This window comes from Rhodopseudomonas palustris HaA2, assembly GCF_000013365.1.
GTDB lineage: Bacteria > Pseudomonadota > Alphaproteobacteria > Rhizobiales > Xanthobacteraceae > Rhodopseudomonas > Rhodopseudomonas palustris_J.
On sequence record NC_007778.1, the window covers coordinates 2468965 to 2493375 of the forward strand.

Consider the following 24411-nt stretch of genomic DNA (forward strand, 5'->3'; position numbering starts at 1 on the left):
TGGATGACCATGCGATTGGTGCGGCAACGCGTGGCTATCAACTCTGGATCTTCGTCGATCCGCCGCGTTCGATGATCTGTGAGAACGCAAGTTTGATTTCCACAGCAAGCGTTTCAGCGAGCCGAGCCTCACCAGATCCTCGTTGCGCCTGTGGCCCATGCCACTGCGGTCGCCGCCGTGCTATGCGGTCTGTCGAGACTCGTCGATGGGGCTGGGGGCCAGGATGTTGCGCCTGCTGATCGGATGCACTGTCGCGGCGACGCTGGCCGGGTGCGCCGCGCTGCCGGCGCCGGCGTGTCTGCCGCCGTCGCGGCCGATGCTGAGTGCGGAACTCGCCTTCGGCCGCAACATCGGCGATCGGCCGGGCGTCAGCGACGCCGACTTCAGGCGGTTCGCCGCCGAGGAGATCACGCCGCGATTTCCGGATGGCTTCACCGTGGTCGACGGCGCCGGGCAATGGCGCGATACCGAGCGCGGCCGCGTCGTCCGGGAAAAGGCCAAGCTGGTGACGATCGTGTTCGCCGAGGATGCGGGCAAGCGCGCGGCGCTGGGCGAGATCGCCGAACTCTTCAAGCGGCGCTTCAGCCAGCAGGCGGTGATGGTGTCGGTGCGGCCGAGCTGCGTCAGCTTCTGACGGCGGCCGCCTTGCCGCGGTCGGTAATCTGATAGAACGCCGATTTGGACTCCAGCGGGGGCGAGCGCTTCAGCCAGCCCAGCACCACCAGGTCTTCGTAGCGTTGTTGGTCGCGCGGGTTGAACACCTGCTTGCGACCGCCGGCGTCGCGGATCTCGCGGATCAGTCTGAAGTCGTCGGGCACGGCCATGGTCAACTCCAGACGGAACGGGTTCGAACGGCGGCCGGAACGAGCGTCTCCGTTCGATCAGCTTGTCTCGGCGATCAGGCTTTCTTGCGCGATTTCTTCTTCGCCGGGGGGGCATTCTCCGCGGCGGTCTGGGCGTCGCTCTCGGCCTGGGCTTCCTTGGCGAGCCGCAGCGCCCTCAGGCGCTCCATGTTCTTGCGCACATTGACCGCTTCGGTCTGGAACTGCGCCATGGTGCGCGCGCCTTCTTCGCTGGCGAGCAGCTTCTTGCGGGCACGGTCGATGCTCGCGGGGGATCGTTCGCTGTCGTTCTTGCCGACCATCTCAGGATCCTCGCTCTCAACGCGGCGCCTGTCGACGCGACGCTCTTGAATGACGCGTCTGCAGCCTCTTCAGCCGGATCCGGTGAACCAGGAGATGAGCCGACTGCAGACATGGCGACGCCCGCCCAATCGCAAAGGATCGAGCGGGTCACACCTACCGTTTCAGTACATCCGTGAAACGGAGCGAGCTGGATCAGACCAGCTCGAGATTTTCCGCGCTCGTCTTACCGCGCATCTTGTCGGTCTTGAGCTCGAAATTGACCTTCTGGCCTTCGGCGAGGCCCGAAAGCCCGGCGCGCTCAACGGCGCTGATGTGCACGAACACATCGTTGCCACCGTCGTTCGGCGCGATAAAGCCGAAGCCCTTTTGTCCATTGAACCACTTCACGGTCCCTGTCGGCATCTTGTCTTCTCCAAAGCATATAGACGCGTGACGATCACACGCCGTCGTTCAACTAATCGATGTCTTTGGGAAGGAGCCCGCGGGCGCGTTCAGAAAGTTCAGCGGCTAATCGAATTAAAGGACCTTAACCGAAATGGCCGGCCAACACAAGCGGCGTATCTGTCGCAGCCGCGGGGCGAAGCAGCGCTCACAATGCGTTCGCAATGTGGCGCTGCCGACGTCGGTCATCGCGATGGCGCGCGCGGGGGAGCGTAGCAGCAAACAAGGTCGGCGGCGCATCGACGGAACTCAATCTTTACCGTCGATTGCTACACAGCCGCGCGCAACGCGAACGTCTCGGTGACACATGACGAAGATGACGACGATGACGATGACGACGAAGAAGATGACAGCCCTGGTTCGGATCGGTGTCGTGTTGGCGGGCGCAGCGCTCGCCGCGTCTCCCGTCGCGGCGCAACAGCCGTCGCGCGAACCTGTGCAGGTCGCCTCCGGCGTCTCCTATCAATATCTCGATCGCTGGGACGTCGATCGCCTCAACAAGATCCTGACCACCGACACGCCGAAATTCGCCGGCATCAAGGTGACCTACACGCCCGCCACCAACGCGGTGAAACTGTATCGCGTGACCTATTCGTCGGTAGTGCCCGAGCGCGGCAACAAGCCGATCGTCGCCACCGGACTGATCGCGGTGCCCGATACCAAGACGACGTCGTTTCCGATGGTCTCCTATCAGCACGGCACGGTGTACGGAAAGCAGGAGGTGCCGTCGTTCCCGGAGCAGTCGCCCGAGACCCAGCTGATGATCGCGCAATTCGCCGGGCAGGGCTATCTCGTGATCGGCGCCGACTACTTCGGCATGGGCAGCTCGACCGAGCCGGAAGGCTACATGGTCAAGGGCAGCCATCAGCAGGCGACCTACGACATGGTCGTCGCCAGCCGCGCCGTGCTCGCCGATCTCAAGCTCGCCGACACCAAGCTGTTCCTCAGCGGCTGGTCGCAGGGCGGCTTCGTCACCCTGGCGATGCTGGAGAAGCTTGAAGCCGCCGGCATGAAGGTGAATGCGGCGGCCACCGCCAGCGCGCCGGCCGACGCTTTCGCCGCGTTCGAGGGCTTCCTCGACTTTCCGCGCAAGATCGACGCGAGCTGGATTCCGACGATCTTCATCCTGACCGCGTTCTCGTTCGAGAACTACTACGGCGTGCCGGGTCTCGCCCGCTCGCTGCTGACCGAGGACACGTATGAGAACGCGCGCAAGGCCTATCTGCGCGAGCCGTTCGACCAGGCCGCGATCCCGACCGATCTGAAGAAGCTGATCCGGCCGGAATATTTCGACACGCACTACTTCGCCAATTCGGCCTATGGCCGCATCGTCGCGCAGACGCAGTCCTATCGCTGGGTGGTGAAGACCCCGGTGCGCACCTATTACGGCCTGACCGACGAGGCGATCCGCACCGAGCTCGGGCAACTGCCGATGACCTGGCAGAAGGCGATGGGCAACGACAAGATCGAGGCGGTGCCGACCGGCGACACCAGCCATCGCGGCACCTTCGCCACCGCCGTGCCGCAATGGAAGGCGTGGTTCGACGGCAAGTAACCGCCGGCGCGGCGACACCGGACGCTACACCGCGCCGACCGCAAGCAGCGCGCCGGCGAGCGCGCTGCCCGCCACCACGACCAGCGGCGGCGCGCGCCACGCCGTCAGCAGCACGAAGCCCGTCAGCGCGATGCCGACATCGACCGGGCCGTGCACGCTGCTGGTCCACACCGGATCGTACAGCGCCGCGCCGAGCAGCCCGACCACCGCGGCGTTGACGCCGCGCATCGCCGCCTGCGCGGCCGTGAACCGCCGGAACGCATTCCAGAACGGCAGCACGCCGAGCAGGATCAGCAGGCCCGGCAGGAAGATGCCGACCAGCGCCAGCGCTGCGCCGGCCGGCCCGTGCGGCTGCGGGCCGACGATGGTCCCGAGATAGGCCGCGAAGCTGAACAGCGGGCCGGGCACGGCCTGCGCTGCGCCATAGCCGGCGAGGAAGGCGTCGTCGCTCACCCATCCGGGCGTGACGAAGGCTTCGCGCAGCAGCGGCAGCACGACATGGCCGCCGCCGAACACCAGCGCGCCGGCGCGGTACACCGCCTCGAACAGCGCGACGCCGGCGGCGGCGGTCCAGTTCGCCAGCAGCGGCAGCCCCGCCAGCAGCACGGCGAATGCCACCAGCGCCGCCACGCCGACGCCCCGCGACACCGGGAAGACCAGCGGGGCCGACGGCGCGGCGGCGCCCTCCCGGCACAGCCACCATCCGGCCACGGCGCCGAGCGCGATCGCCGCGATCTGCATCGCCGACGAGCCGCCGAGCAGGACGACCAGGAAGGCGACCAAAGCGATCGAGGCGCGGCTGCGATCCGGGCACAGCGTCCGCGCCATGCCCCAGACCGCCTGCGCCACGATCGCCACCGCCGTCAGCTTCAGCCCGTGCAGCAGACCGGCCCCGACCGGGCCGTCCAGCGCGGCGGCCCCATAGGCGAACAGCACCAGCAGGATCGCGGACGGCAGAGTAAAGCCGGCCCAGGCCGCCAGCGCGCCGAGCGGGCCGGCACGGATCAGGCCGATGGCGAATCCGACCTGACTGCTGGCCGGCCCCGGCAGGAACTGGCACAGCCCGACCAGCTCGGCATAAGCGTGTTCGTCGATCCATGTTCGCCGCATCACGAACGCGTCGCGGAAATAGCCCAGATGCGCGATCGGCCCGCCGAAACTGGTCAGCCCGAGCGCGAGAAAGATCCGGAACACCTCCAGCGCCGAGCCGGTGCCGGCCCGATCGGCCGGGGCCTCGGCGTCTGACGGCGCGCTGTTGTCGGAGTTGGTCACGATCGATCCGCGTCGAACGAAGGCCGGGCTGATGCCGATAGCCGATGTCGGCCGCGCGGGCCAGCCTCGCCGCGCGCGGAGCTCGCAACCGCGCTAGCGCAGCTCTGGTTTTGATGCGATCACCGCCGTCATCCTGAGGTGCCCGCTGGGCCGCGCCATGCGCGGCGCTGCGGGCCTCGAAGGATGAGCCGCAAGCGCCTTGGCCGCATCCTTCGAGGCTCGCTGCGCTCGCACCTCAGGATGACGACTCCGCACGCGATAATGCCGCGTTGCTTCAATCATTCGATGAACCGCCTCAGCGCGACGGGAAGCGCTCGATCGTGGTCACGATCCGCTTCGGCGTCGCGGCGTCGCGCGAGGGCGGCGCGGGGAAGCTGTCGGCGCTGAGAAAGCGATCCTCGAAATCGTCCTGCGGCCCCGGGAAGCGCTGCCTGAAGCTGGCGGCCTGGGCGGCGGTCGCCACCGTCCCGCCGCGCGACGCGACCGGCGTCGCGACCGGCGTCGAGGAGGCTGGCGTCGAGGTCGGTGTCGGCGCGTCGCAATGCGCCAGCGCCAGCGGCGCGGTCAGCGCCAGCAGCCGCAGCAGCCACGCGCACAGCCCCGCGCGCGCGGCCCGGCCGTGCTGATGGTGCTGCGCTGCTTCGATCATCCGCCCCGGTCCGACGTCCCCGCCGCCACCCCGCAGCGGGAACCCGCCGACCGTGCCGCGGTTGTCTGCGTCGCACCAGCCTGGGGCGATGACGAGGTGGTTTGCAGTGGGTAACGGCGTCGCAGGGCCAGCCGCTGGCGGGGAGGCGCATGCAACCTATATCGACCCCATCCGTTCTATCAGCTCCTCATCCCGCACAGACCCTCGTGAGACGCTTCGTGATCCTGCTGCTGCTGCTTCTGATCGTGCCGATCGCGGTGTCGGCCGGCAAATACGCGCTGGGCGATCGCAGCGTGTCGTGGCAGGCGGCCGACCGCTCCAGCGCCGGGCTGCTGCCGCCGGCGGCGGCGCATCCCGAGCCGCTGGTGCGGGTGTTCGCGGCGCGCACGGTGCGCTGGCGCGGCATCTTCGCGGTGCATAGCTGGATCGTGGTCAAGCCGGCGAACGCGACGCGCTACACCCGCTACGACTACACCGCCTGGGGCGACCCGGTCCGGGTCAACGGCTTCGTCGCCGACGGCCGCTGGTTCGGCGACGAGCCGCAACTGATCGCCGCGGCGGACGGCGAGGCGGCGGCCGCGATGATCCCCAAGATCGAGGCCGCGATCAAAAGCTACAAGCTCAACGCCTATGGCGATTATCGCGCCTGGCCCGGGCCGAACTCCAACACCTTCGTCGCCGCCGCGCTGGCCGCGGTGCCGGAACTGCGCACCACGCTGCCGCCGACCGCGATCGGCAAGGACTATCCGTGGGACGGCGGCTGGATCGGCTGGACGCCGTCCGGCACCGGCATCCGCGCCACGCTCGGCGGCTATCTCGGGCTGACGCTGGGCTGGATCGAGGGCATCGAACTGAACGTCTTCGGCGCCGTGCTCGGCCTCGATTTGCGCCGCCCCGCGATCAAGCTGCCCGGCCTCGGCCGCATCGGGCTGAGCCCGATCTGAGCAAAGAAGGTAGGGTGGGCAAAGCGCAGCGTGCCCACGCGTCTCCTTGATAAGCATTGCAGCCTAGCGCGCTTCATCGCTTGATTGAAGCAACCACGGCATTCTCGCGTCCGGAGTCGTCATCCTGAGGTGCGAGCGCAGCGAGCCTCGAAGGATGCGGCCAAGGCACCTGCGGCTCATCCTTCGAGGCCCGCTGGGCCGCGCATGGCGCGGCCCAGCGGGCACCTCAGGATGACGGCGGTGATTCCATCAAAGCCAGAGCTGCTCTGGCGCATGGGCACGTCGCTTCGCGACTTTGCCCATCCTACTCATCATGATGTCCGCAGCCACAGTCCGGCCCGTTGACGCCGCGCCAGCGGGCGTAGCGCCAGGGCAGGTACCAGCGCGCGCCGGGCGGCGGCGTCTCGGGGACGTTGTCGATCCCCGAGGTGCCGTAGGGATTGCAGCGAATGAGCCGCGCCAGCGTCATCCAGCCGCCGGCCCACAGTCCGAACCGGCCGATCGCCTCGTCGCCATATTGCGAGCAGGTCGGCAGATGCCGGCAGTTCGAGCCGACCAGCGCCGAGAAGCTGTGGCGATACACCCAGATCAGGCCGCGACCGGCGTTGCGCGGCAGGCGGCTGAGCGCCTGCAGCAGGTCGGCGGCATGGGTTGGAAGCCGGCTGTGCATCTTGCCTCGTATCCGGTCGCGGAACTGCCGGGTTCCTGTGCGGGGAACTGTTCTACTACTGCAAATGCGCAACAGACACGGAAATATCGCACTTTGTTGACTGCAGTGCAGCGTCGACCGGACCGATTGCGATTGATCAACGCCGGATTTTCCATGAACCTTAGATAACGTAAGCGTGACGGATTCGACGATATTCACCGGAACCTTTCGCGCATCTGCTGACGGAGTTGAAGTCCGCCGAGTTGAAGTCCGCCCGAGTTGAAGCCAGCCCGGAGTTGAAGACCCGGAGTCGAAGGAGCCACGGTGAACGCCGCTGTTCTGTCCCGCTTCGCCAGATCGACGCTCACACGCGTCGCCGCGCTCGGCTTTGTGCTGCTCGGCGCCGCGGCGGGGCCGACGCCATCGGCGCAGGCCGGCGGCAGCCTCGAGCAGCGTAAGCTTCCGATGCGGTTCGACTGGGTCGCCTGCGAGCCGAACTGCACCGGCTGGATCAGCGCGGTCGGCATCGTCACCGCCGACACCCCGAAGGAGTTCGACGAATTCGCCCGCAGCCGGCCGCTCGACGGCGCGGCGCTGGTGCTGGATTCCAGCGGTGGCTCGGTCAACGACGCGATCACGCTGGGCCGGCGCTGGCGCAAGATGGGGCTGATGACCACGGTCGGCGCCAGCGTGCGGACGCAGACGCCGTCCGGCGTTCGCGCCGGCATCGCGCCGCAGGCCTATTGCGAGTCGATGTGCGTGTTCCTGCTGCTGGCCGGCAAGACCCGCTACGTGCCCGAGGGCGCCCGGGTCCGGGTCCACCAGATCTGGATGGGCGACCGCGCCGAGGACGCCCGCGCCGCCAGCTACACCGCCCAGGACCTCACCATCATCGAGCGCGATATCGGCCGGCTCGCCAAATACACCTTCGAGATGGGCGGCACCGGCGACCTGCTGGCGCTCGCGCTCAGCGTGCCGCCCTGGGAGGATCTGCACCAGCTGTCGCCGCAGGAACTGCGCGACGCCAATCTGGTCACCGCCCAGGCTTTGGCCGAGCTGCTGCCGCCGAAGCGCGAGGGCAGCGCGACGCCGGTCGCCGCCACTCCTGTCGCCGCGGCAAGTCCCGCCACCGGCCCCAAGCCGGTGCAGGACCGCTTCGTCCAGGTGCCCACCACCCCGACCAAAACCGCCGAAGCCGCCCTGCCGACCGGCGGCACCGCCCCGGCCGCGCCGCCTCCGCAATAAGCTCCGCGCCCGACCCTCGCGCCCCGGACCCGCGTACCCCGGACCCTCGTGCCCCGGACGCAGTGCAGCGCGCCGCGTTTTCGCGGCGTGATGCGCTGCAGATCCGGGGCCCCGGTTTTCGGCATCAGAACCGAGCTCGGATGCGCGCCGCCAGCAACCGGGGTCCCGGATCAGCGCAGCGGCACGGCGCGCCGCATCGCGTCCGGGACACGGAAATCTGCGGCTTGAATGAAGCCGCTTACGCGCTGGCACCCGCCCCGGCGCGTTGCGCCTCGATCTGGCCGATCGCGTCGACCACGGCGTCGAAGGTCAGCAGCGTCGAGGCGTGGCGGGCCTTGTAGTCGCGGACCGGCTCCAGCATCGCGATGTCGGCCCATTTGCCGTCCGGTGGTGCGCCGTTTTCCTTGAGCATTTTCCGCACGCTTTCGCGCAACGCTCGCAGTTCGCCTGAAGTCGAGCCGACGACATGGCTGGCCATGATCGCCGACGACGCCTGACCCAGCGCGCAGGCCTTCACCTCGTGGGCGAAGTCGCTGACCACATCGCCGTCCATCTTGAGGTCGACCTTGACGGTCGAGCCGCACAGTTTCGAATGCGCGGTGGCGGTGGCCTGGGCGTCGGGGAGGCGGCCGATCCGCGGGATATTGCCCGCCAGCTCGATGATCCGCTTGTTGTAGATGTCGTTCAGCATCGCGAAAGGGTCCGGGCCGTTCCGCCCGCCCGCCGATGGATTCGGAGGGGCTGCCTTGGCGGTTCCGGCGTATCATCTTATATAGGAGGCGAGGCGGCGAAACACAGTCCGCCGCGCGGCGCTGAAACCGCCGTCCGTATCTTGTGAACCCCCATGCGCCGAGGATGTTGCGCGGCGGGGTTCGCTGAAGGGATCAAGACGACCGGCGGCTGGCCGCCCGTCTGCCCGGTGACACATCCGGCCCGCAGGGGCCGGTCGAACGGAGAGAAGATGGACGCCAAGATCAAGCCGCTCCGCGCCGGCAAGTCCGCGGACGCCCGCACCGATTTTCAACCCGCCGAGCTCGACCCGTCGGAATTCCTCGCTGCCGCGGTGCAGCCGGATCAGCCGCGGCCGTCGCGCGCCGAAGCCGAGGCGGCGGTGAAGACGCTGCTGTCCTATATCGGCGAGAACACCGAGCGGGAGGGCCTGCTCGACACCCCGCGCCGGGTGGTCGAGGCCTATGACGAACTGTTCCAGGGCTATCACCAGTGCCCGGCCGAAGTGCTCGACCGCACCTTCGGCGAGACGGCCGGCTACGACGATTTCGTGCTGGTGCGCGACATCTCCTTCACCTCGCATTGCGAACACCACGTCATGCCGTTCTACGGCAAGGCGCATATCGCCTACACGCCGGTCGAGCGCGTCGTCGGCCTGTCCAAGCTGGCGCGGCTGGTCGAGATTTTCGCCCGCCGGCTGCAGACCCAGGAGCACCTCACCGCGCAGATCGCCGCGGCGATCGACGAGGTGCTGAAGCCGCGCGGCGTCGCGGTAATGATCGAGGCCGAGCACACCTGCATGTCGGTGCGCGGCATCGGCAAGCAGGGCGCCTCGACCTTCACCAGCCGCTACACCGGCATGTTCCGCGACAATCCGGCGGAGCAGGCGCGGTTCATGTCGATGATTCGCAACCGCGGTTAAGCCGCAGGATTGCGAGAGGAAAACGCTCGTGTGCTCATCTGCTGCCGCATCGCCCGCGCTCGATGATATCGAGGAGGGCATCGCGCTGCGTCCGAAATTCGACGCGGCCGGCCTCGTCACCTGCGTCACCACCGACGCGGGTTCAGGCGATGTCTTGATGGTGGCGCATATGAACGCGGAAGCGCTGGAGAAAACCATCCAGAGCGGCGAGGCCTGGTACTACAGCCGCTCGCGCAAGCGTCTCTGGAAGAAGGGCGAGAGCTCCGGCCACGTCCAGCGCGTCTTGGAGATGCGCATCGATTGCGACCAGGACGCGGTCTGGATCCGGGTCGACCAGGCCGGCGGCGCCGCCTGCCACACCGGCCGCAAGTCCTGCTTCTACCGCCGCATCGACCGCGACGCCTCCGGCGAGCCGCTGCTGACCATGGTCGACGCCGAGCGGCAGTTCGACCCGGACAAGGTCTACGGCAAGTAGCGCCACGCGCTTCTTCCCGTCATTCCGGGGCGCTCGCGCAGCGAGCGAACCCGGAATCCCGAGCTGTTCATCGCGCGGCATTCCCAACCTCGAGATTCCGGGTTCGCGCCTGACGGCGCGCCCCGGAATGACGGTGCTTAGCGAGAGGCACTCGCCAGCCTTATTAACCCCTCATTAACCATACCGGCCGCACCGTGGCAGCCGGTGTCACGCGCGAGTCTCACCGCAGCTCGGGGAGCAGGGTCCTCCATCATGTCGGCCGAAATCGCCAGTTCCGCGGTCAGCCTCGTCGATCCGGCGCGGGCGAAGATTGCCGGCGCGATCAAGCAGGCCTCGGGCTCGACCGGCGCCAGCTTCGAATATCTGCTCACCACCGCCAAGATGGAATCGAACTTCAATCCGCAGGCCGCGGCCTCGACCTCCTCGGCGAAGGGACTGTTCCAGTTCATCGACCAGACCTGGCTCGGCACCGTGAAAGAGGCCGGCGGCCAGCTCGGCTATGGCGACTATGCGGATGCGATCAGCAAATCGGCGTCCGGGAGCTACTCCGTCAGCGATCCGGCGACGCGCCAGGCGATCATGGATCTGCGCAACGATCCGGTGGTGAGTTCGGCGATGGCCGGCGCGCTGACGCAGTCCAACAGCTTCAAGCTGACCGGCGCGCTCGGCCGGCGGCCGTCCGACTCCGAACTCTACATGGCGCATTTCATGGGCGTCGGCGGCGCGTCCAAACTGATCAGCGCCGCGCAGGACACGCCCAACGCCAGCGCCGCGGCGATGTTTCCCAACGCCGCCGCCGCCAACCAGTCGATCTTCTACGACCGCTCGGGCAACGCCCGCAGCGTGGCGCAGGTCTACGACAATCTGAACAGCCGCTACAATGCGGCGGCGAATTCGTCCGCGACGCAGACCGCGCTGGCCTCGGCCGGCGGGACCGCCTCCGTCAGTGGTGCGGCGATGGTGCTGGCCTCCGCGCGGTCGGTCGACAACGCCGCCTATCTGTCGAGCTTCCCCGACGCCCGCACCGTCGAGGCGGTCGGCGCGGTGTCGTCGGTCGATGCGACGGCGTCGTCGACCCGACAGTCCGCCGAGCCGATGTTCCGCACGCTGTTTCTCGGCGGCGACCGCAGCGAGCCGGTGTCGCCGGCGGTGCGCGAATTGTGGAGCAACGCCACCGGCGCATCGAGCACCTCGACCGACGCCGCCTCGCGCGCGGCGACGTCGGGCGCCTCCAGCACCACGATGTCCTACGCGCCGGCCGCCGCGACCGCGCCGACCGATTTCGGCCTGGTGGATCCATCCGCCGCGCTGTCCACCACCCCCAATATCCGCCCGCCGCGCACCCTCGATTTGTTCAGCGACCGCAACGGTACCTACGCGAGCTGATCGCAGCAGCAGCGGCGCTTCATCTGAATTCATCGCCGCACGCACCGAGCGAACCTCTCCCCGCGCGCGGGGAGAGGTCGGCGCGCATCGCCAGATGCGTGCCGGGTGAGGGGGCGTCCCGACGCGGCCGAGCGATCGTATCGAACCAACGACCGTCCGCGCCGCAGCCGCCGCAGCCCCTCACCCCAACCCTCTCCCCGCAAGAGCGGGGCGAGGGAGTTCGCTGTGCGCGGGGCGAGGCGTTCGTTCAGCTTCGAAGCAGGACGCCGCGTCCTGCACCTCTCCCCGCGTGCGGGGAGAGGTCGGCGCGCATCGCCAGATGCGTGCCGGGTGAGGGGGCGTCTCGACGCGGCCGAGCGCTCGCCTTGAACTAACAACTCCCGCGCCGCAGCCGCCGCAGCCCCTCACCCCAACCCTCTCCCCGCAAGAGCGGGGCGAGGGAGTTCGCTGTGCGCGGGGCGAGGCGTTCGTTCAGCTTCGAAGCAGGACGCCGCGTCCTGCACCTCTCCCCGCGCGCGGGGAGAGGTCGGCGCGCATCGCCAGATGCGTGCCGGGTGAGGGGGCGTCTCGACGCGGCCGAGCGATCGTATCGAACTAACAACTCCCGCGTCGCAACCGCCGCAGCCCCTCACCCCAACCCTCTCCCCGCAAGAGCGGGGTGAGGGAGCTCGCTGTGCGCGGGGCGAGGCGTTCGTTCAACCGCGAACTGACGAGCGCTGATCCGGGTGAGGGGGCGTCTCACCGCGGCCGGGCGCGCCAGCAACTAACAACTCGCTTCAGCTCATCGAGCGACCAACTCGCCTCATCGTCATCCTGAGGAGCCCGGATTCGCTCGCAGAGCGTAGCCGGGCGTCTCGAAGGATGGCCGCGCGCTACCGATCGTTCGACGCGCAACTCATCGTCGCAACGAACGCCCTCGATCGCCTGCCGACCGGCGTGCGCGGATGTCCGAACGTTTCCGCCGTTAACGAAACAGCAACAAACCCAACCAGTTATGGTGAACCCTTTGTTAAGCGTCATGGTTTAGAAAGTGTGACGTTGGCATCGCGTCACGATGTCGTCGTTGCGTAAGCCGGAATGCCCATGATCGTTCGGCAGTTCATCAGTTGGATACGTCACGCGCCCGCGGGCGAGCGTGCCGAGGCGACCCGGGCGCTGGCGCGGGCGTTTCTGGTCTCCGATCTTTCTCCCGCCGATCGCGCCGCCGCCGAAGGCGCGCTGCTGCTGATGCTGGACGACGTCTCGGCGCTGGTGCGCCAGACCATGGCGCAGGTGTTCTGCCGCAGCGCGCAGGCGCCGGCCGCGATCATTCGCGCGCTCGCCGCCGATCAGCCGTCGGTGGCGCTGCCGGTTCTGGAATTCTCGCCGCTGTTGATCGACGCCGATCTGGTCGACATCGTCGCCACCGGCGACGATCAGGTGCAATGCGCGGTGGCGCGCCGGGTGCGGCTGCCGGCCGCGGTGTGCGCGGCGATCGCCGAGGTCGGCACCGCCGCCGCGGCGCTGGAGCTGATCGAAAATCCGCACGCCGAGCTGGCGCCGTTCTCGTGGGACCGCATCGTCGAGCGCCACGGCCATCTCGCCGCGATCCGCGAGTCGATGCTGGTGCTGGAGGATCTGCCGGCGGCGACGCGGCTGGCGCTGATGGCGAAACTGTCCGACACGCTGCAGCAATTCGTCGTGGCGCGCGGCTGGCTGACGGCCGATCGCGCCGCGCGCGCCACCACCGAGGCGGTCGACCGCTCCACCGTGGCGCTGGCGGCGCGCGCGCGCGGCGACGACATGGTCGCCTTGATGCGGCATCTGCGCGCCACCTCGCAGCTCACCGCCGGGCTGATCCTGCGCGCGCTGCTGTCCGGCAATCTCGATCTGTTCGAATGCGCTCTGGTCGAACTGTCCGGCCTGCCGCAGGCGCGCGTCGCGGCGCTGCTGCACGAGCGCGGCGGCCCTGGCCTGACGGCGCTCTTGGCGCGCGCCGGGCTGCCGGAGAGCACGTATCCGGCGTTCCGCGCCGCGCTGGAGGCGCTGCACGAGATCGGCTTCGTCGGCACCGAGCGCAACGCCGCGCGGCTGCGCCGGCTGATGGTCGAACGCGTGCTGACGCGCTGCGAGACCGGCGCCGATGCCGCCGCGCCGCTGTTGATCCTGCTGCGCCGCTTCGCCACCGAATCCGCCCGCGAAGACGCCAACGCCTTCTGCGACGATCTGATCGCCGAGCAATTCGTCCAGCGCCTCGAGCGCATGGCGGCGTAGCTGTTCGCAACGAGGCGCGGCCGCCGTCACCTCTCCCCGCGCGCGGGGAGAGGTCGGCCGGCGTAGCGGAGCGAAGCCGGGCGGGTGAGGGGGCGTCTCGCCGCGGCCGAGCGCATCACTTGTGTACCAGAGCCGAGAGTCAGCGACTCGCGTCGCCCCTCACCCCGACCCTCTCCCCGCGAAGAGCGGGGCGAGGGAGTTCGCCGTGCGCGGGGCGAGGTGATCGTTCAGCTTCGGAGGATGGCACGGTCTCCTTCACCTCTCCCCGCGCGCGGGGAGAGGTCGTCCGGCGTAGCGGAGCGAAGCCGGGCGGGTGAGGGGGCGTCTCGCCGCGGCCGGGCGCATCACTTGTGTACCAGAGCCGAGAGTCAGCGACTCGCGTCGCCCCTCACCCCAACCCTCTCCCCGCGAAGAGCGGGGCGAGGGGGCGCGCCGTGCGCGGGGCGGACCGACGTGGTACCACCGCGCTGCGCGCGTCCCGGAAGGGCGGGCTTGGATGTCGGCGCGCGCCGGACTACTCCCCCGGCGCCAGGCTCGGCGACAGCACGGCGTCGAGGTGGTCGGGGCGGTCGCGGTTGACGGCGGCGAGGTAGTCGTCGGCGACGCTGCGCAGCTTGCGGTTCAGCGCGCGCTGCAGCTCGGCCTTGTCGGCGGCGGCGCCTTCGCGGACCATCGCCTGGATGGCGCGGACGTGGTTGGCGATCAGTTCGTCGGGCACCGCGGCGAGGTCGGGCGCGTGTTCGATCACCCGGCACAGGCTGAAGGCGGCGGCGGCGACCGCCGGATAGCCGAAGGTGGCGGCGTCGCCCTTGATGTCGTGCGCGGCGCGGAACAATTCGGCCTTGGTGTCGGCGGTGACGCCGGCCTGCGCCAGCGCCGCATGAGCGGCCGACAGCCGGTCGCATTCGACCCGCATCCATTGCGCGAATTCGGAGGCGAGCTGCGCCAGCGCCTGCTCGGCGCGCGCCACCGAATCGTCGAGATGCGCGCCGTCGACGCGGCGCATCACCTTGCGCAGCGGGTTGGCCTGGGTGATCACCTGATGGTCGGGAAAAGTCGCGACCTGGATGTCGTCGGGGCGTTTTCGGCTCATGGCGTCAGCCTGCGACCTTGGCCTTGTCGAGCAGCGAGGCCTGCTGGATGATGTCGGCTTCGCCGTGGCCGCGGCGCTCGGGGCCGATATAGCCGCCGCCGACGCTGCGCCGCCGGTCCGGGCCGAAGTAATTGCGGGTCTTGATGAACGGCCGCGGGCTGGCGACGACGTTGAGCACGCGCTGATACAGCCCCTTCGAGGAGATCGGCTTGACCAGGAATTCGGTGACGCCGGCGTCGCGCGCCAGCGTGACGCGGCGCTTCTCCGAATGCGAGGTCAGCATGATGATCGGCACGTAGGGATTGGCCTTGGAATCCGGCTGGCGGATCATCTGCGCCAGTTCCAGCCCGTCGAAGATCGGCATTTCCCAATCGGTGATGACGATGTCGGGCGCGGCGTGGCTGAAGGTCTCGAGCGCGGTGGCGCCGTCCTCGGCCTCGTAGACTTCGCGCGCGCCGAACGAATGCAGCAGCGTCCGCAGGATGCGGCGCATATGCGGATTGTCGTCGCACACCAGGAAGCGCAGCTTGTTGAAGTCGATGCGGAACATGAAACAGCGGGCTCGGCCGGACGAGGATACACCTGGCGTTAACGATAGGCGGACGTCGTTAACGAAGCGTTGCCGCAGCGCGCGCGTCGCCCAGGGTGCGAGACGCCCGCCGCAGCCGCCGGGCTCCACACCCCGGGGGCCGGCTGCGACGCGCCGCTGCGGCGATTATTTCGCGGCGGGTATCGCGCTGCTTCGTGCGGCGCCGGGCGCCCGACTAACCTCGGATCGTTACTGATTCGGAGCGCGTCGATGACCACCCCCCCGAGCTGCCCGCGTTGCAACCAGACGCTCGAACTGATCGGCAACCGGCCGCTGGTGCCGGGCTATCAGCTGCGCGAGTATCAGTGCCCGAGCTGCGAAACAAGGACCCGGCACGCGGCGCATTGGGACCATTCGCTGACCGAGCCGCACGGCCACTTCTATCACGAGTAGCACGCCGCCGCCGCCGGGCCGCGCCGATCGATTTTGCGCTGCGGCGCAGCAAGGCGCGCTTAAGCAGCGATTAGCCATCGCGCGCGATCGAGGCAGCTGCGCGCGGCGGAATTGTCGACGGTCATTGCCAACGCCCCCGACACGCCTACGATCGACACCGCGGGGCCGCACCGAGCCGCCGCCGCGACGGCGAGCCGGGCAGGGGGCGATACGATGACCGAGGAATTCACCGCGTTTCTGATCTTCATCCTGGCCTGCAGTGCCTTCTTGATCGGCCTGATGGCGAACTACGCGCGCCGCATCAACCGGCTGCGCGCCATGGTCGACCGCTTCAGCCCCGTCCACGAGCTGGTCCCCCAGCGCGCCCCGGCGCCGCGCAAGCGCGGCTGAACGGGCCGGGCGGGGCGGCGAAGCCGCGCGCCACCTGCGATGTCGTCCTGAGCAGCGCGCACCTTCGCCGTCATCCTGAGCAGCGCGCCACCTTCGCCGTCATCCCGAGGCGCACCACCTTCGACGTCATCCTGAGGCGCCCGATCGGCAACGCGAAGCGTTGCCGATCGGGCCTCGAAGGATGGGCCGCGGACGAACGCGCCAGCCGCAAGTCCCGCCGTCCCCCCGTCCTTCCGGGGCGGGCGCAGCGAAGCTGCGCACGAGCCCGGAATCCCGAGGTGAGAGGCGCTGGCGCTTCGGCAATGTCGATGGCCATTGCGCGACGCGGCTCACCCTCCCCTGGAGGGGGAGGGTCGCTCGCGCAGCGAGCGGGGTGGGGTGGCGAAGAGTTCATCCGCCGTGCCCGCTTCTCACCCCACCCCGGCGTGCACCGCGCTGCGCGCGCTGCCCGCCGACCCTCCCCCTCCAGGGGAGGGTGATGCTCGCAGCAACCGCCGACTTTCATACGCGATCGCCCTGTCTTGCGGGGAGGGTGATCGAGGCCGAGGCGGGGGCGCGCGGCGGCGCGCTTACGCCACGCGCCGCAGCGCGTAGTGGACGCCGTCGGCGGTGGCGACGTAGCCGAGCCGCGCCAGCGACGCCAGCACCTCGGCGACTTTCTTCTCGGTGGTCTTGGTCCGCCGGAATTCCGCCGCGAGCGCCTTGGCGTCGCGCGGGCCGGGCGCCGCGGCCAACGCCGCGAACACCGCGGCGGTCTGCTCCACCGCGCCGGCCGGGAACGACGGCTTCTGCTTGGTCTCGCCGAGATCGAGGGAGGCTGCGATCTGCGCGCCGTCCTCCGTCGCCGCCTGGCCCCGGGGACGACGCGTCGCGGCAGCAGGGGCCGGCCGTGTGATCCGGATGCGATCACCCTCGCCCGCGCGGGGAGGGGCTGCGGACCCAACGCAGCATAGCCACGCCAGCAATGGACAACTGGCGCAGCGTCCAGCGGACCCAATTGCATCACCGCGTGCACAAATCCGCGCTTAACACCTGCTATTGTGATGCGTCGCGAAGCCACGCACCAGATAGAGAGGCATGGCTCGCCAAATCAGATGGGCCGTCCAAGATCAAATCCCATCACCGCGTGTGCCTTAGGGCAAAAAAAGATCAAAATCCCCTGCGTGCTAGGGTAATTTCCGATAATGGGGAATCACGCGATGCAACGAGAAGTGCCGTCGAGGATTGTGGCGGTCGACCTTTTTTGCGGGGCCGCTGGCCTTTCATTGGGCTTGAAGATCAGCGGGATAAAGGTCGCAGCCGGAATTGATCTCGATCCGGCATGTCGTTTCCCTTTCGAGACCAATATTGGAGCCATGTTTGTTGAAGCGGACGTTTCCAGCCTGTCGGGGAAGGCCGTAGATAGCCTATTTGGCGATGCCTCGATTCGAGTTTTGGCCGGATGTGCACCGTGCCAGCCGTTCTCAGGATACACGACAAAGCGACGTTCAATTGATCGTCGGTGGGAACTGCTACTAGAATTTCTGCGCATAGTTCGTGAGTCAGATCCGGACATTGTCACCCTAGAGAATGTGCCTCGCCTCGCGAATCTCCCGCTTTGGCAAGACTTCGTTACAGACCTCAAGTCGCAAGGTTACTTCCTGAATTGGGATGTACTGGATGTCTCCAAATTCGGAGTGCCCCAGAATCGTCGGAGACTGGTACTCTTGGCGTCCAAATTTGGAGATATTCGACTTCCCGAGCCGATTGGAACACCGCCGACAACGGTGAAGAAGGCAATCGGCAAGCTTTCCCCTGTGAAAGCGGGAGAAGCCAATCCTGTCGATCCGCTTCATGCGTCTCGCGCTTTGACGCCGCGCAATCTGGCACGAATTCGCCAATCAAGGCCGGCGGGCACCTGGCGGGAATGGCCAAAGCGTATGCGTGTCGCATGTCACAAGACTGGGTCTGGAAAGACCTATCCGTCCGTGTATGGACGTATGTCATGGGACAAACCCTCACCGACGATTACAACTCAGTTCTACGGCTTTGGGAATGGTCGCTTCGGCCACCCGGAGCAAGATCGTGCGATTACTCTCCGAGAGGGAGCCATTCTGCAATCGTTTCCTCGAGATTTTCAGTTTGCTCCGACTGGGAGTCGTGTGAATTTTCGAGGTATAGGCAGATTGATCGGAAATGCTGTGCCGCCGGCCCTTGGCTTGGCAATCGGTAACGCCATTCTAAATCACGTTACTGCGCTAAAACGCACTGATAGAGGCTGAATGTCGAGCGCGATTGGTGGCAATTCCAGATAGCGCTCGTGTTCCAAATAGTATGCGACATTGCTCAATATTCCGTCCATATATCGCATTGATCGTCGTGACAGAAGAAGTAGTTCGGGGGCAGTGTGGTCTCTCCCGATCTCCTCAAACGTCTTGCGCCCGTGCGCGAGGTCATTTCGATTTCGTTTGATCGTTACCAGGTCGCTTCCATCGCGCGTGGTGCGGCTATCGGTTCGATGCGAAAAACCATAACATTCGCAAATTACACGAATTGCTTTCGCATCTACATTCCCGGACAGTTTTATACCGTTCGCCAAAGCGATTGCTACGAACGCAGAAGAGAAGTCATCCATCGAGCAGTGTGTCGCTGGATCTGCCTCTTTCTTAAACAGGCGAATGATCTCTTTCTTTAGAGGAGTGGTTAGTAGATGGAAAGGAATCTCGCTTGTTATGATTTTGTCGTGGATCGTTTCGAGCGCGCCGCGTGTCGATGCCTCAATGAGGTTATAAAGGATGAGGAACGTTCCTGCTCTAAGTGTAAGAAGCCGTCCGTCTTGAACGCGCGATGCGCCAAGTCCCGTCTCTCGTTCTGCTTTACTCACAACTGCGAGATAGTGGCGAACTTGCCTTTTGCGGTCTTCAAAATCGGATAGAAAAGTATAGGTCATCGGCCTAGCATTTTGTTACGGACAAATTCGAGGCGTCCTACAAGATTCGATTTGTTGTTCGAGGCGTCACTGGTGGTCCATTCTTTGAATTCGTCACTTTCAAGCCATTCATCAATGTTGTCTATGTGGAGAATCTTAAAGCTGTCTCCGTCGTCCTTAAGTGCTCTTATCGCTAATCCGATGCCCACTGCGATTGCCTCGAAACGTACCCGAGGAACCTTGCGGCCGGGGCCGCGCTTCTTGAAGCCGTCGGGGAAATAGCCTCGTACTACCTCTAGCATTTCGTGCCATTGGCGCTTCATTTCTTCAGCAATTCTGTCGCCTTCTGGAGAGCTTAATTTCTTGTTCGTGTCGCGTACATAGTTGAGCAAGAATTCGGAGACGACCTTTCCTCCTTTCCCGTAGTCTTCGTAACGGTAAAGAAATGCGAAAAAGCGAGTGACTAATTCTTCATACTCAAATCGCTTTCGAAGTCCGTCCGAAATTGGCGCTAGTTGGTGTAGGAGGGGGGCTGCCGCGAGTTCGGTAACAAGATCAAGAAATGGGCCGCGTTGCATCCCCCTTCTGACTTCGACCGCTTTTAGGTTGACTGATCCGCTATTGATCCGGTCGAACATCTCACGACGCACGTCTTCGGTAACGGCCTCTGTCAGTTCAATCAATCTGAGTGTAGCTCTGCGGAAGCGTCGCTGTCTGGAAATTGGAAGATCATTGAAACGAAAACCGTTCAGACGATCAAGGCGATCAAGACAACTTAGTGTTAGCCTGCCGGTTAGGAATTCCGCAAGGGTTCGAATGCGTTGGACGCCGTCAACGATTTCTAGTCTGCCAGCTTTGTCTGGATCTTCTTCGTCCCCGACGTCTGCAACGAAAAGAAAAGGGATCGGGAGTCCAATCAAAAGGGACTCGACGAAGCGAGATTTGTGTCTCTCCGACCAGATTAGGTCTCGTTGATAGTCTGGCACATATATTTCGTTGCGATCTTCGCTTCTACCGCTTAGGTACATTTGAACTACGACTTCGATCGGATATTCGCGAACTACGTATCGTACGTCTCGCAACTGGGCGACAATTTGGCTCTCTGCGGCTTCGATCTCTCGTTGCGTACGGTGCGGTTTCTCTGTCGTAAAAAAAGTGAGCTGCTCTTCGCAGTCATCATTATCATTCGCCATTAGTATGAATCCCTTCTTGCCTGTTGGAGACTAGCAAAGATGTTGGCGGGCTGCCCATCGCTTTTCCGACGAAGGACGCTCAAGCAGGTTATGAAATGCTGAGAAAGTGTTCGATCGCACGATCTAGGCGATGATCTCGACAAGAGGATGGAGCGCAATTATCATGGTCTAGCCGGCATTGGCCGTTCGCAGGCAGCCAACGCGGGTCCACCTTCTCGACCTCCCCCCGGCGCGAGGGGAGTCTGCGGTGCGAAGCATTTGCATTTGCGCCGACCCGCCGACTGTGGCGATCGCGCCACGACAGATCAGGAATATTGTCCGATCACCTGTGTCCCCCTGGTCACGCCGGGCGCAGACCCGATCCCGATACCGCCCACCGCGCCCCGGGCGTCGCCGCCACCATCCGGCCGCAAGCCGGATTCGGCGCCGCGCGTGCGTGCCACAGGTTTGTCACCGGTTTGCCGCAAGACGTCGATCGGAATTCCCGAATGATTTCAACGGTCGCCGCGGCGGCCGGCGGCGCTGCCACAGGTTTGCCGCAAGACCCACTAGGTCAGGCGCAAGTGCTTGATCTGTCGACTGAAAAAGCCCGTCGCGGCGGCGCTCGCCGTCAGGTGCCGAACTGCTCGCTGAGGATGCGTTCCTCGAGGCTGTGGCCGGGGTCGAACAGCATCCGCAGCGCGATGGTCTTGTCGGAAATCACCTCGACCCGTCGCACGTCGCGCGCCTCGTCGTGATCGGCCACCGCCGCCACCGGGCGCTTGTCGACTTCCAGCACTTCGATCACCACGAAGGCGTTGTCCGGCAACAGCGCGCCGCGCCAGCGCCGCGGCCGGAACGCCGAGATCGGCGTCAGCGCAAGTAACTGCGCGTTGATCGGCAGGATCGGGCCCTGCGCCGACAGATTATACGCGGTCGAGCCCGCCGGCGTCGCGACCAGAATGCCGTCGGCGACGAGCTCGCTCATGCGCTCGCGCTCGTCGATGATGATGCGCAGCCGCGCCGCCTGATGGCTCTGCCGAAACAGCGAGACCTCGTTGATGGCGTGGTGGATGTGCACCTCGCCGTAGATGTCGGTGGCGCGCATCAGCAGCGGATGGATCACGGTCTCGCGCGCGGCCTCGAGCCGTCCGCGCAGATCGTGGATCGAATATTCGTTCATCAGGAAGCCGACCGTGCCGCGGTGCATGCCGTAGATCGGCAGGCCGCTGCGCATCTGCTGATGCAGCGTCTGCAGCATCAGCCCGTCGCCGCCGAGCGCGACCACGACGTCGGCCTCGGCGGCGTCGTGATCGCCGTAGAGCGACACGAGTTGTGCCTGTGCGGCTTGCGCTTCCGCGCTCTGGCTCGCGACGAAGGCGATGCGGTCGCGGCGCGGGGAGGGAGTCATGCGGCGAAGCTCTGCGCGGGCGTGGACGGCGCGAAACCCGCCGGGAGGCGGGCTTCGCCGGGCTGGTCTATACGCCCTTTGCCGGTTTTGTCGAGCCGCCCGCGGGCGGCCGCGCGAGGCCGGTCAGTACGATCCGCCGGCGCCGCCGGCGATCGCCTCGGCGAGCGATGTGTATTCCGCGCACGACGTGTTGCCGCACAGCGCGGCGATGCGGTCGAGATGATAGCGCGCGCGTTCGCGGTGGCCCTGTTCGACCTGCCACAGGCCGTAATACTGCCAGGTGCGGACGTGGTCGGGGTCGGTCTTCAGCGCGCGCTCGTAATACGCCTGCGCCAGCTTCATGTCGCCGAGCTTGCGATAGGAATAGCCGATCAGGGTGGCCACCGAGGCGTTGTCGTCGCGGCTCAGCGCCTTCAGCTGATCGATGCCGGCGGCGTAGTCGGCGCGGTCGTAGATCGTCGCGTAAGCCGCGCGGTAGCCGTCCTGGAAGCGCTGCTCGGACTTGCGGTCGTCTTTCTTCTTGCCGGACTTGGCGTCCGATTTCGGCGGCGGCGCCGGGTCGGAATCCGGCGCGGCGAACGCCGGCGGCGCGATCAGCGCGGCCGAGAGCAGGGCGAAGGCGAGCAGTCGCGAAGCTTTGGTCATCAGCAATCCCTCCATTGTCGACCCATCCAGGGCGACGCCCTGATCGAAACACCGCGCCTCGCCGGACATTCCCGGCCGCGGCCTCGAACCCTTTGCCGCGCCGTGCCGGCCAATGGTTCATACGCAGGCGCGGCGGCAGCGGTTTCACTGCGCCGCATGATCGGAAGCGCCGCGGCGTTTGGCAACAGGCTTGCCGCCGAAGCGCGCCGCGCGCGATCACATGCCACGGCGGAATCGTTGATTTCCGCGGCGAACCGGCTATGGCTTGGGCGTCCCGCCGCCGATTCATGAGCCCGCCGTGTCCGCTTCGATCCGCCGCATCGCGCTCGCGCTGCTCGTCGCAGTCCCGCTCGGCGGCTGCGTCACCAGCGCCGGGCCGGGCGACGGCGGCGCCGCGGTGCAGCCGTTTCCGGCGAATTATCGCAGCGAGATCCCGGCGTTTCTGCGCAGCTATCTGAACAACCCGGCGGGACTGCGCGACGCCGCGATGGCCGAGCCGGTGCAGCGCCCGCTCGGCGGGCAAGTGCGCTACGTGTCCTGTCTGCGCTTCACCCCGCCCGCCGCCAAGCCGCAGCAACTCGCGATCGTCCATGTCGACGGCCGGCTCGACCGCGTCGCCGCCAACCCCCAGGAGCTGTGCGCCGGCGTCGTCACCGCGCCGTTTCCGGAACTGGAAAAATTGTCGCGATAGACCCGACCAAATCGCAATCCGCCGCGACTAATCTGTCGACCGGCGCTTCTTACGCGCGAGTTCCCGAGCGCTATGTCGCCGTCACAGTCGCGCTCGATCCTCGCTGCGGCTTCGCCGCCGTGCAACCAAACTGGCGCCACGTTGTTTGATTAGATCGGACGAGACCGAACGCGGGACGATATCGAACGTGAGACGGGATCGAACGCGAGACGACGAGGGACGACGATGAAGAAGTTTCTGCTCAGCGCAGTCGCGCTCGGCGCGCTCGGCGCACCGGCTTTCGCCGCCGATCTCGGTCCGCGGCCGGCCTACACCAAGGCGCCGCCCGCCACTGCGCCGACGGTGGTCTACAACTGGACCGGCTTCTATATCGGCGGCAATGTTGGCGGCGCCTTCGCCGGCAGCAACAACCTCCAGAGCGATTCCGGCCGCTTCATGGGCGGCGTGCAGGGCGGCTTCGACTATCAGTTCGCGCCGAACTGGGTGGTCGGCCTCGAAGCGCAATACAGCTGGATGGCGTCGAACAACACCGGCGTGATCTTCCCGGCCGGCAGCACCGCGACCGAGAACACCCGCGGCCTCGGCTCGGTCACCGGCCGGATCGGCTACACTTGGGGCCCGGCGCTGCTGTACGCCAAGGGCGGCTACGCCTTCCGCGATTCCAGCCTCGGCGTCGCCACCGCCGGCGGCATCCCGGCGGCGTATTCGACGTCGGGCAGCCGCAATGACGGCTACACGGTCGGCGCCGGCCTCGAATACATGTTCGCACCGAGCTGGTCCGCCAAGGTCGAGTATCAATACTACAAGTTCGACAACACCGCCTTCACCAGCGGTCCGGCCGACATGGTCGGCACCACGTTCCGCAACGACGACCACACCGTCAAGGCCGGTATCAACTATCGGTTCGGCTGGGGCGGCCCCGCGGTCGCGAAGTACTAGGACACGAAGCGCTTTTCCGACCGAAATCCTAGGACGAAAGGCCGGCCACGCGCCGGCCTTTCGGCTGTCCGGGACAGCGCGGCGTTGGCGGGAATCGAAGGTTAACGAGTGTTAAATCCGGCGGAAAATATCGCTCGGGACTCCGCGGCCAGAATCGCCCGATGGTCCGGCCATGACGACGATCTCCAAAACCCGCATCGACGGGATGCCGATCGGCCTGACGCTGGCGCTGCTGCTGGCTTGCGCGGTCAACCTCGCCGTGCTGGCCCGCTGGCTCTGATGCCGGCCGGCCGTCGCGGCGTTTGACCGGCATCAAGGCCGGCCGGGGCGGGGCGTGCGGATATCGCCCGCATGCACCATAGAGGACGAGTCCCATGGCTCAGATCGATGTTCTGGTGATTGCCGCCGCCGCTTTATCGACGCTGGTGATCTGGCTCGGCGTGGTCGTGCAGGGCCGCATCGCCGCCGCGCTGGCGTCGCGGCGCTAGCGCTCGCCGCGGCGGTCGCGGCAGCCC

At 66.5% G+C, this 24411-nt stretch carries 29 protein-coding genes; 15 read left to right on the forward strand and 14 right to left on the reverse strand.

Annotated elements, in window-relative coordinates:
* The first annotated feature begins 223 nt into the window (after positions 1 to 223).
* Positions 224 to 634 carry a DUF3574 domain-containing protein gene (locus tag RPB_RS10915; RefSeq protein WP_011441066.1) on the forward strand — a complete coding sequence of 137 codons (411 nt, stop codon included), beginning with the start codon at positions 224 to 226 and terminating at the stop codon, positions 632 to 634.
* On the opposite strand, the gene RPB_RS10920 is transcribed toward RPB_RS10915, so the two are convergent.
* From RPB_RS10920 to RPB_RS10930, 3 genes are all read right to left on the reverse strand, one after another.
* On the reverse strand, positions 624 to 824 hold the full coding sequence (locus tag RPB_RS10920; protein WP_011441067.1) for a hypothetical protein: 201 nt from the start codon (positions 822 to 824) through the stop codon (positions 624 to 626). The two genes, RPB_RS10915 and RPB_RS10920, sit on opposite strands and share 11 nt — an antisense overlap.
* A 74-nt stretch (positions 825 to 898) precedes the next feature.
* Entirely contained in the window at positions 899 to 1144 is a 246-nt protein-coding gene (locus tag RPB_RS10925) for a hypothetical protein (RefSeq protein ID WP_011441068.1), read from the reverse strand.
* A gap of 193 nt (positions 1145 to 1337) precedes the next feature.
* Complete coding sequence (locus tag RPB_RS10930) at positions 1338 to 1547, reverse strand: cold-shock protein (RefSeq protein ID WP_011441069.1); 210 nt, start codon at positions 1545 to 1547, stop codon at positions 1338 to 1340.
* A gap of 370 nt (positions 1548 to 1917) precedes the next feature.
* Between RPB_RS10930 and RPB_RS10935 the strand changes: the two genes are divergently transcribed.
* Positions 1918 to 3141 carry an alpha/beta fold hydrolase gene (locus tag RPB_RS10935; RefSeq protein WP_041798677.1) on the forward strand — a complete coding sequence of 408 codons (1224 nt, stop codon included), beginning with the start codon at positions 1918 to 1920 and terminating at the stop codon, positions 3139 to 3141.
* A 24-nt stretch (positions 3142 to 3165) separates the two neighbouring features.
* On the opposite strand, the gene chrA is transcribed toward RPB_RS10935, so the two are convergent.
* Together chrA and RPB_RS23805 are read right to left on the reverse strand one after the other, a co-directional pair.
* A complete protein-coding gene (gene chrA / locus RPB_RS10940; RefSeq protein ID WP_011441071.1) occupies positions 3166 to 4413 on the reverse strand; it encodes a chromate efflux transporter in 1248 nt (415 codons plus the stop codon).
* Between the two features lie 295 nt (positions 4414 to 4708).
* Positions 4709 to 5062, reverse strand: a complete 354-nt coding sequence (locus RPB_RS23805) for a hypothetical protein (RefSeq protein WP_011441072.1) — start codon at positions 5060 to 5062, stop codon at positions 4709 to 4711.
* 149 nt (positions 5063 to 5211) lie between these two features.
* Between RPB_RS23805 and RPB_RS10950 the strand changes: the two genes are divergently transcribed.
* A complete protein-coding gene (locus RPB_RS10950) occupies positions 5212 to 6006 on the forward strand; it encodes a DUF3750 domain-containing protein (protein ID WP_011441073.1) in 795 nt (264 codons plus the stop codon).
* A gap of 304 nt (positions 6007 to 6310) precedes the next feature.
* Here the strand turns inward: RPB_RS10950 and yidD are convergent, their stop codons facing one another.
* Entirely contained in the window at positions 6311 to 6676 is a 366-nt protein-coding gene (yidD, locus tag RPB_RS10955; protein ID WP_011441074.1) for a membrane protein insertion efficiency factor YidD, read from the reverse strand.
* Between the two features lie 303 nt (positions 6677 to 6979).
* Between yidD and RPB_RS10960 the strand changes: the two genes are divergently transcribed.
* Entirely contained in the window at positions 6980 to 7900 is a 921-nt protein-coding gene (locus tag RPB_RS10960; RefSeq protein WP_011441075.1) for a hypothetical protein, read from the forward strand.
* Between the two features lie 238 nt (positions 7901 to 8138).
* On the opposite strand, the gene RPB_RS10965 is transcribed toward RPB_RS10960, so the two are convergent.
* A complete protein-coding gene (locus tag RPB_RS10965) occupies positions 8139 to 8591 on the reverse strand; it encodes an iron-sulfur cluster assembly scaffold protein (RefSeq protein WP_011441076.1) in 453 nt (150 codons plus the stop codon).
* Positions 8592 to 8861: 270 nt separating this feature from the next.
* Here RPB_RS10965 and folE point away from each other — a divergent pair, with 270 nt between their 5' ends.
* The 5 genes from folE to RPB_RS10985 all read left to right on the forward strand — a co-directional run bounded on the left by folE (position 8862) and on the right by RPB_RS10985 (position 13665).
* On the forward strand, positions 8862 to 9551 hold the full coding sequence (folE, locus tag RPB_RS10970) for a GTP cyclohydrolase I FolE (protein WP_011441077.1): 690 nt from the start codon (positions 8862 to 8864) through the stop codon (positions 9549 to 9551).
* A gap of 28 nt (positions 9552 to 9579) precedes the next feature.
* Entirely contained in the window at positions 9580 to 10026 is a 447-nt protein-coding gene (gene hisI, locus RPB_RS10975) for a phosphoribosyl-AMP cyclohydrolase (protein WP_011441078.1), read from the forward strand.
* Between the two features lie 252 nt (positions 10027 to 10278).
* A complete protein-coding gene (locus RPB_RS10980; RefSeq protein WP_011441079.1) occupies positions 10279 to 11412 on the forward strand; it encodes a transglycosylase SLT domain-containing protein in 1134 nt (377 codons plus the stop codon).
* A gap of 861 nt (positions 11413 to 12273) precedes the next feature.
* Complete coding sequence (locus RPB_RS24560) at positions 12274 to 12483, forward strand: hypothetical protein (RefSeq protein ID WP_157038804.1); 210 nt, start codon at positions 12274 to 12276, stop codon at positions 12481 to 12483.
* Between the two features lie 12 nt (positions 12484 to 12495).
* Positions 12496 to 13665 carry a DUF2336 domain-containing protein gene (locus RPB_RS10985; RefSeq protein WP_041798200.1) on the forward strand — a complete coding sequence of 390 codons (1170 nt, stop codon included), beginning with the start codon at positions 12496 to 12498 and terminating at the stop codon, positions 13663 to 13665.
* Positions 13666 to 14179: 514 nt separating this feature from the next.
* Here the strand turns inward: RPB_RS10985 and RPB_RS10990 are convergent.
* Entirely contained in the window at positions 14180 to 14758 is a 579-nt protein-coding gene (locus tag RPB_RS10990; RefSeq protein WP_011441081.1) for an Hpt domain-containing protein, read from the reverse strand.
* A 4-nt stretch (positions 14759 to 14762) separates the two neighbouring features.
* Positions 14763 to 15308 (reverse strand): response regulator, encoded by a 546-nt coding sequence (locus RPB_RS10995; protein WP_011441082.1) that lies wholly within the window; start codon positions 15306 to 15308, stop codon positions 14763 to 14765.
* Positions 15309 to 15557: 249 nt separating this feature from the next.
* On the opposite strand from RPB_RS10995, the gene RPB_RS11000 reads away from it, so the two are divergent.
* Both RPB_RS11000 and RPB_RS24880 read left to right on the forward strand, forming a co-directional pair.
* Positions 15558 to 15740, forward strand: coding sequence for a hypothetical protein (locus RPB_RS11000; RefSeq protein WP_011441083.1), 183 nt, complete (start codon positions 15558 to 15560; stop codon positions 15738 to 15740).
* 213 nt (positions 15741 to 15953) lie between these two features.
* Positions 15954 to 16130: a hypothetical protein gene (locus RPB_RS24880; RefSeq protein ID WP_011441084.1), complete on the forward strand. Its 177-nt coding sequence runs from the start codon at positions 15954 to 15956 to the stop codon at positions 16128 to 16130.
* Between the two features lie 569 nt (positions 16131 to 16699).
* On the opposite strand, the gene RPB_RS11010 is transcribed toward RPB_RS24880, so the two are convergent.
* The gene (locus tag RPB_RS11010) at positions 16700 to 17095 is read right to left on the reverse strand and encodes a hypothetical protein (RefSeq protein ID WP_245258340.1); all 396 of its coding nucleotides are present in this window, start codon (positions 17093 to 17095) and stop codon (positions 16700 to 16702) included.
* 234 nt (positions 17096 to 17329) lie between these two features.
* Here RPB_RS11010 and RPB_RS24120 point away from each other — a divergent pair, with 234 nt between their 5' ends.
* On the forward strand, positions 17330 to 18391 hold the full coding sequence (locus RPB_RS24120; protein ID WP_157038805.1) for a DNA cytosine methyltransferase: 1062 nt from the start codon (positions 17330 to 17332) through the stop codon (positions 18389 to 18391).
* Here RPB_RS24120 and RPB_RS24565 read toward each other — a convergent pair.
* From RPB_RS24565 to RPB_RS11025, 4 genes are all read right to left on the reverse strand, one after another.
* A complete protein-coding gene (locus RPB_RS24565) occupies positions 18355 to 19059 on the reverse strand; it encodes an MAE_28990/MAE_18760 family HEPN-like nuclease (RefSeq protein WP_011441086.1) in 705 nt (234 codons plus the stop codon). The genes RPB_RS24120 and RPB_RS24565 overlap by 37 nt on opposite strands.
* Positions 19056 to 20231 (reverse strand): DUF262 domain-containing protein, encoded by a 1176-nt coding sequence (locus RPB_RS24125; protein ID WP_011441087.1) that lies wholly within the window; start codon positions 20229 to 20231, stop codon positions 19056 to 19058. Before RPB_RS24125 ends, RPB_RS24565 begins: the two co-directional genes overlap by 4 nt.
* Before the next feature lie 610 nt (positions 20232 to 20841).
* Positions 20842 to 21621 (reverse strand): NAD kinase, encoded by a 780-nt coding sequence (locus RPB_RS11020; RefSeq protein WP_011441088.1) that lies wholly within the window; start codon positions 21619 to 21621, stop codon positions 20842 to 20844.
* Between the two features lie 123 nt (positions 21622 to 21744).
* Positions 21745 to 22266 (reverse strand): tetratricopeptide repeat protein, encoded by a 522-nt coding sequence (locus RPB_RS11025; protein WP_041798681.1) that lies wholly within the window; start codon positions 22264 to 22266, stop codon positions 21745 to 21747.
* A 298-nt stretch (positions 22267 to 22564) separates the two neighbouring features.
* On the opposite strand from RPB_RS11025, the gene RPB_RS11030 reads away from it, so the two are divergent.
* The 3 genes from RPB_RS11030 (at position 22565) to RPB_RS11040 (ending at position 24384) form a co-directional block, all read left to right on the forward strand.
* Entirely contained in the window at positions 22565 to 22957 is a 393-nt protein-coding gene (locus RPB_RS11030; RefSeq protein WP_011441090.1) for a hypothetical protein, read from the forward strand.
* Positions 22958 to 23182: 225 nt separating this feature from the next.
* Positions 23183 to 23896: an outer membrane protein gene (locus RPB_RS11035; protein ID WP_011441091.1), complete on the forward strand. Its 714-nt coding sequence runs from the start codon at positions 23183 to 23185 to the stop codon at positions 23894 to 23896.
* 374 nt (positions 23897 to 24270) lie between these two features.
* Positions 24271 to 24384: a hypothetical protein gene (locus RPB_RS11040; protein ID WP_041798204.1), complete on the forward strand. Its 114-nt coding sequence runs from the start codon at positions 24271 to 24273 to the stop codon at positions 24382 to 24384.
* Positions 24385 to 24411: the final 27 nt, after the last annotated feature.

Bases quoted from the DNA above. Each gene is read 5' to 3' on its own strand.
- RPB_RS11020 (WP_011441088.1), bottom strand. From the start codon at position 21,621: ATGACTCCCTCCCCGCGCCGCGACCGCATCGCCTTCGTCGCGAGCCAG.
- RPB_RS10925 (WP_011441068.1), bottom strand. From the start codon at position 1,144: ATGGTCGGCAAGAACGACAGCGAACGATCCCCCGCGAGCATCGACCGT.
- RPB_RS10985 (WP_041798200.1), top strand. From the start codon at position 12,496: ATGATCGTTCGGCAGTTCATCAGTTGGATACGTCACGCGCCCGCGGGC.
- RPB_RS24880 (WP_011441084.1), top strand. From the start codon at position 15,954: ATGACCGAGGAATTCACCGCGTTTCTGATCTTCATCCTGGCCTGCAGT.
- RPB_RS10965 (WP_011441076.1), bottom strand. From the start codon at position 8,591: ATGCTGAACGACATCTACAACAAGCGGATCATCGAGCTGGCGGGCAAT.
- RPB_RS24120 (WP_157038805.1), top strand. From the start codon at position 17,330: ATGCAACGAGAAGTGCCGTCGAGGATTGTGGCGGTCGACCTTTTTTGC.
- RPB_RS10980 (WP_011441079.1), top strand. From the start codon at position 10,279: ATGTCGGCCGAAATCGCCAGTTCCGCGGTCAGCCTCGTCGATCCGGCG.
- RPB_RS10950 (WP_011441073.1), top strand. From the start codon at position 5,212: ATGCAACCTATATCGACCCCATCCGTTCTATCAGCTCCTCATCCCGCA.
- RPB_RS23805 (WP_011441072.1), bottom strand. From the start codon at position 5,062: ATGATCGAAGCAGCGCAGCACCATCAGCACGGCCGGGCCGCGCGCGCG.
- RPB_RS24125 (WP_011441087.1), bottom strand. From the start codon at position 20,231: ATGGCGAATGATAATGATGACTGCGAAGAGCAGCTCACTTTTTTTACG.
- RPB_RS11035 (WP_011441091.1), top strand. From the start codon at position 23,183: ATGAAGAAGTTTCTGCTCAGCGCAGTCGCGCTCGGCGCGCTCGGCGCA.
- RPB_RS24560 (WP_157038804.1), top strand. From the start codon at position 12,274: ATGGCCGCGCGCTACCGATCGTTCGACGCGCAACTCATCGTCGCAACG.
- RPB_RS10930 (WP_011441069.1), bottom strand. From the start codon at position 1,547: ATGCCGACAGGGACCGTGAAGTGGTTCAATGGACAAAAGGGCTTCGGC.
- RPB_RS11000 (WP_011441083.1), top strand. From the start codon at position 15,558: ATGACCACCCCCCCGAGCTGCCCGCGTTGCAACCAGACGCTCGAACTG.
- RPB_RS11025 (WP_041798681.1), bottom strand. From the start codon at position 22,266: ATGACCAAAGCTTCGCGACTGCTCGCCTTCGCCCTGCTCTCGGCCGCG.
- RPB_RS10935 (WP_041798677.1), top strand. From the start codon at position 1,918: ATGACGACGAAGAAGATGACAGCCCTGGTTCGGATCGGTGTCGTGTTG.
- RPB_RS10995 (WP_011441082.1), bottom strand. From the start codon at position 15,308: ATGTTCCGCATCGACTTCAACAAGCTGCGCTTCCTGGTGTGCGACGAC.
- RPB_RS10990 (WP_011441081.1), bottom strand. From the start codon at position 14,758: ATGAGCCGAAAACGCCCCGACGACATCCAGGTCGCGACTTTTCCCGAC.
- folE (WP_011441077.1), top strand. From the start codon at position 8,862: ATGGACGCCAAGATCAAGCCGCTCCGCGCCGGCAAGTCCGCGGACGCC.
- RPB_RS10920 (WP_011441067.1), bottom strand. From the start codon at position 824: ATGGCCGTGCCCGACGACTTCAGACTGATCCGCGAGATCCGCGACGCC.
- RPB_RS24565 (WP_011441086.1), bottom strand. From the start codon at position 19,059: ATGACCTATACTTTTCTATCCGATTTTGAAGACCGCAAAAGGCAAGTT.
- RPB_RS11040 (WP_041798204.1), top strand. From the start codon at position 24,271: ATGGCTCAGATCGATGTTCTGGTGATTGCCGCCGCCGCTTTATCGACG.
- RPB_RS10915 (WP_011441066.1), top strand. From the start codon at position 224: ATGTTGCGCCTGCTGATCGGATGCACTGTCGCGGCGACGCTGGCCGGG.
- yidD (WP_011441074.1), bottom strand. From the start codon at position 6,676: ATGCACAGCCGGCTTCCAACCCATGCCGCCGACCTGCTGCAGGCGCTC.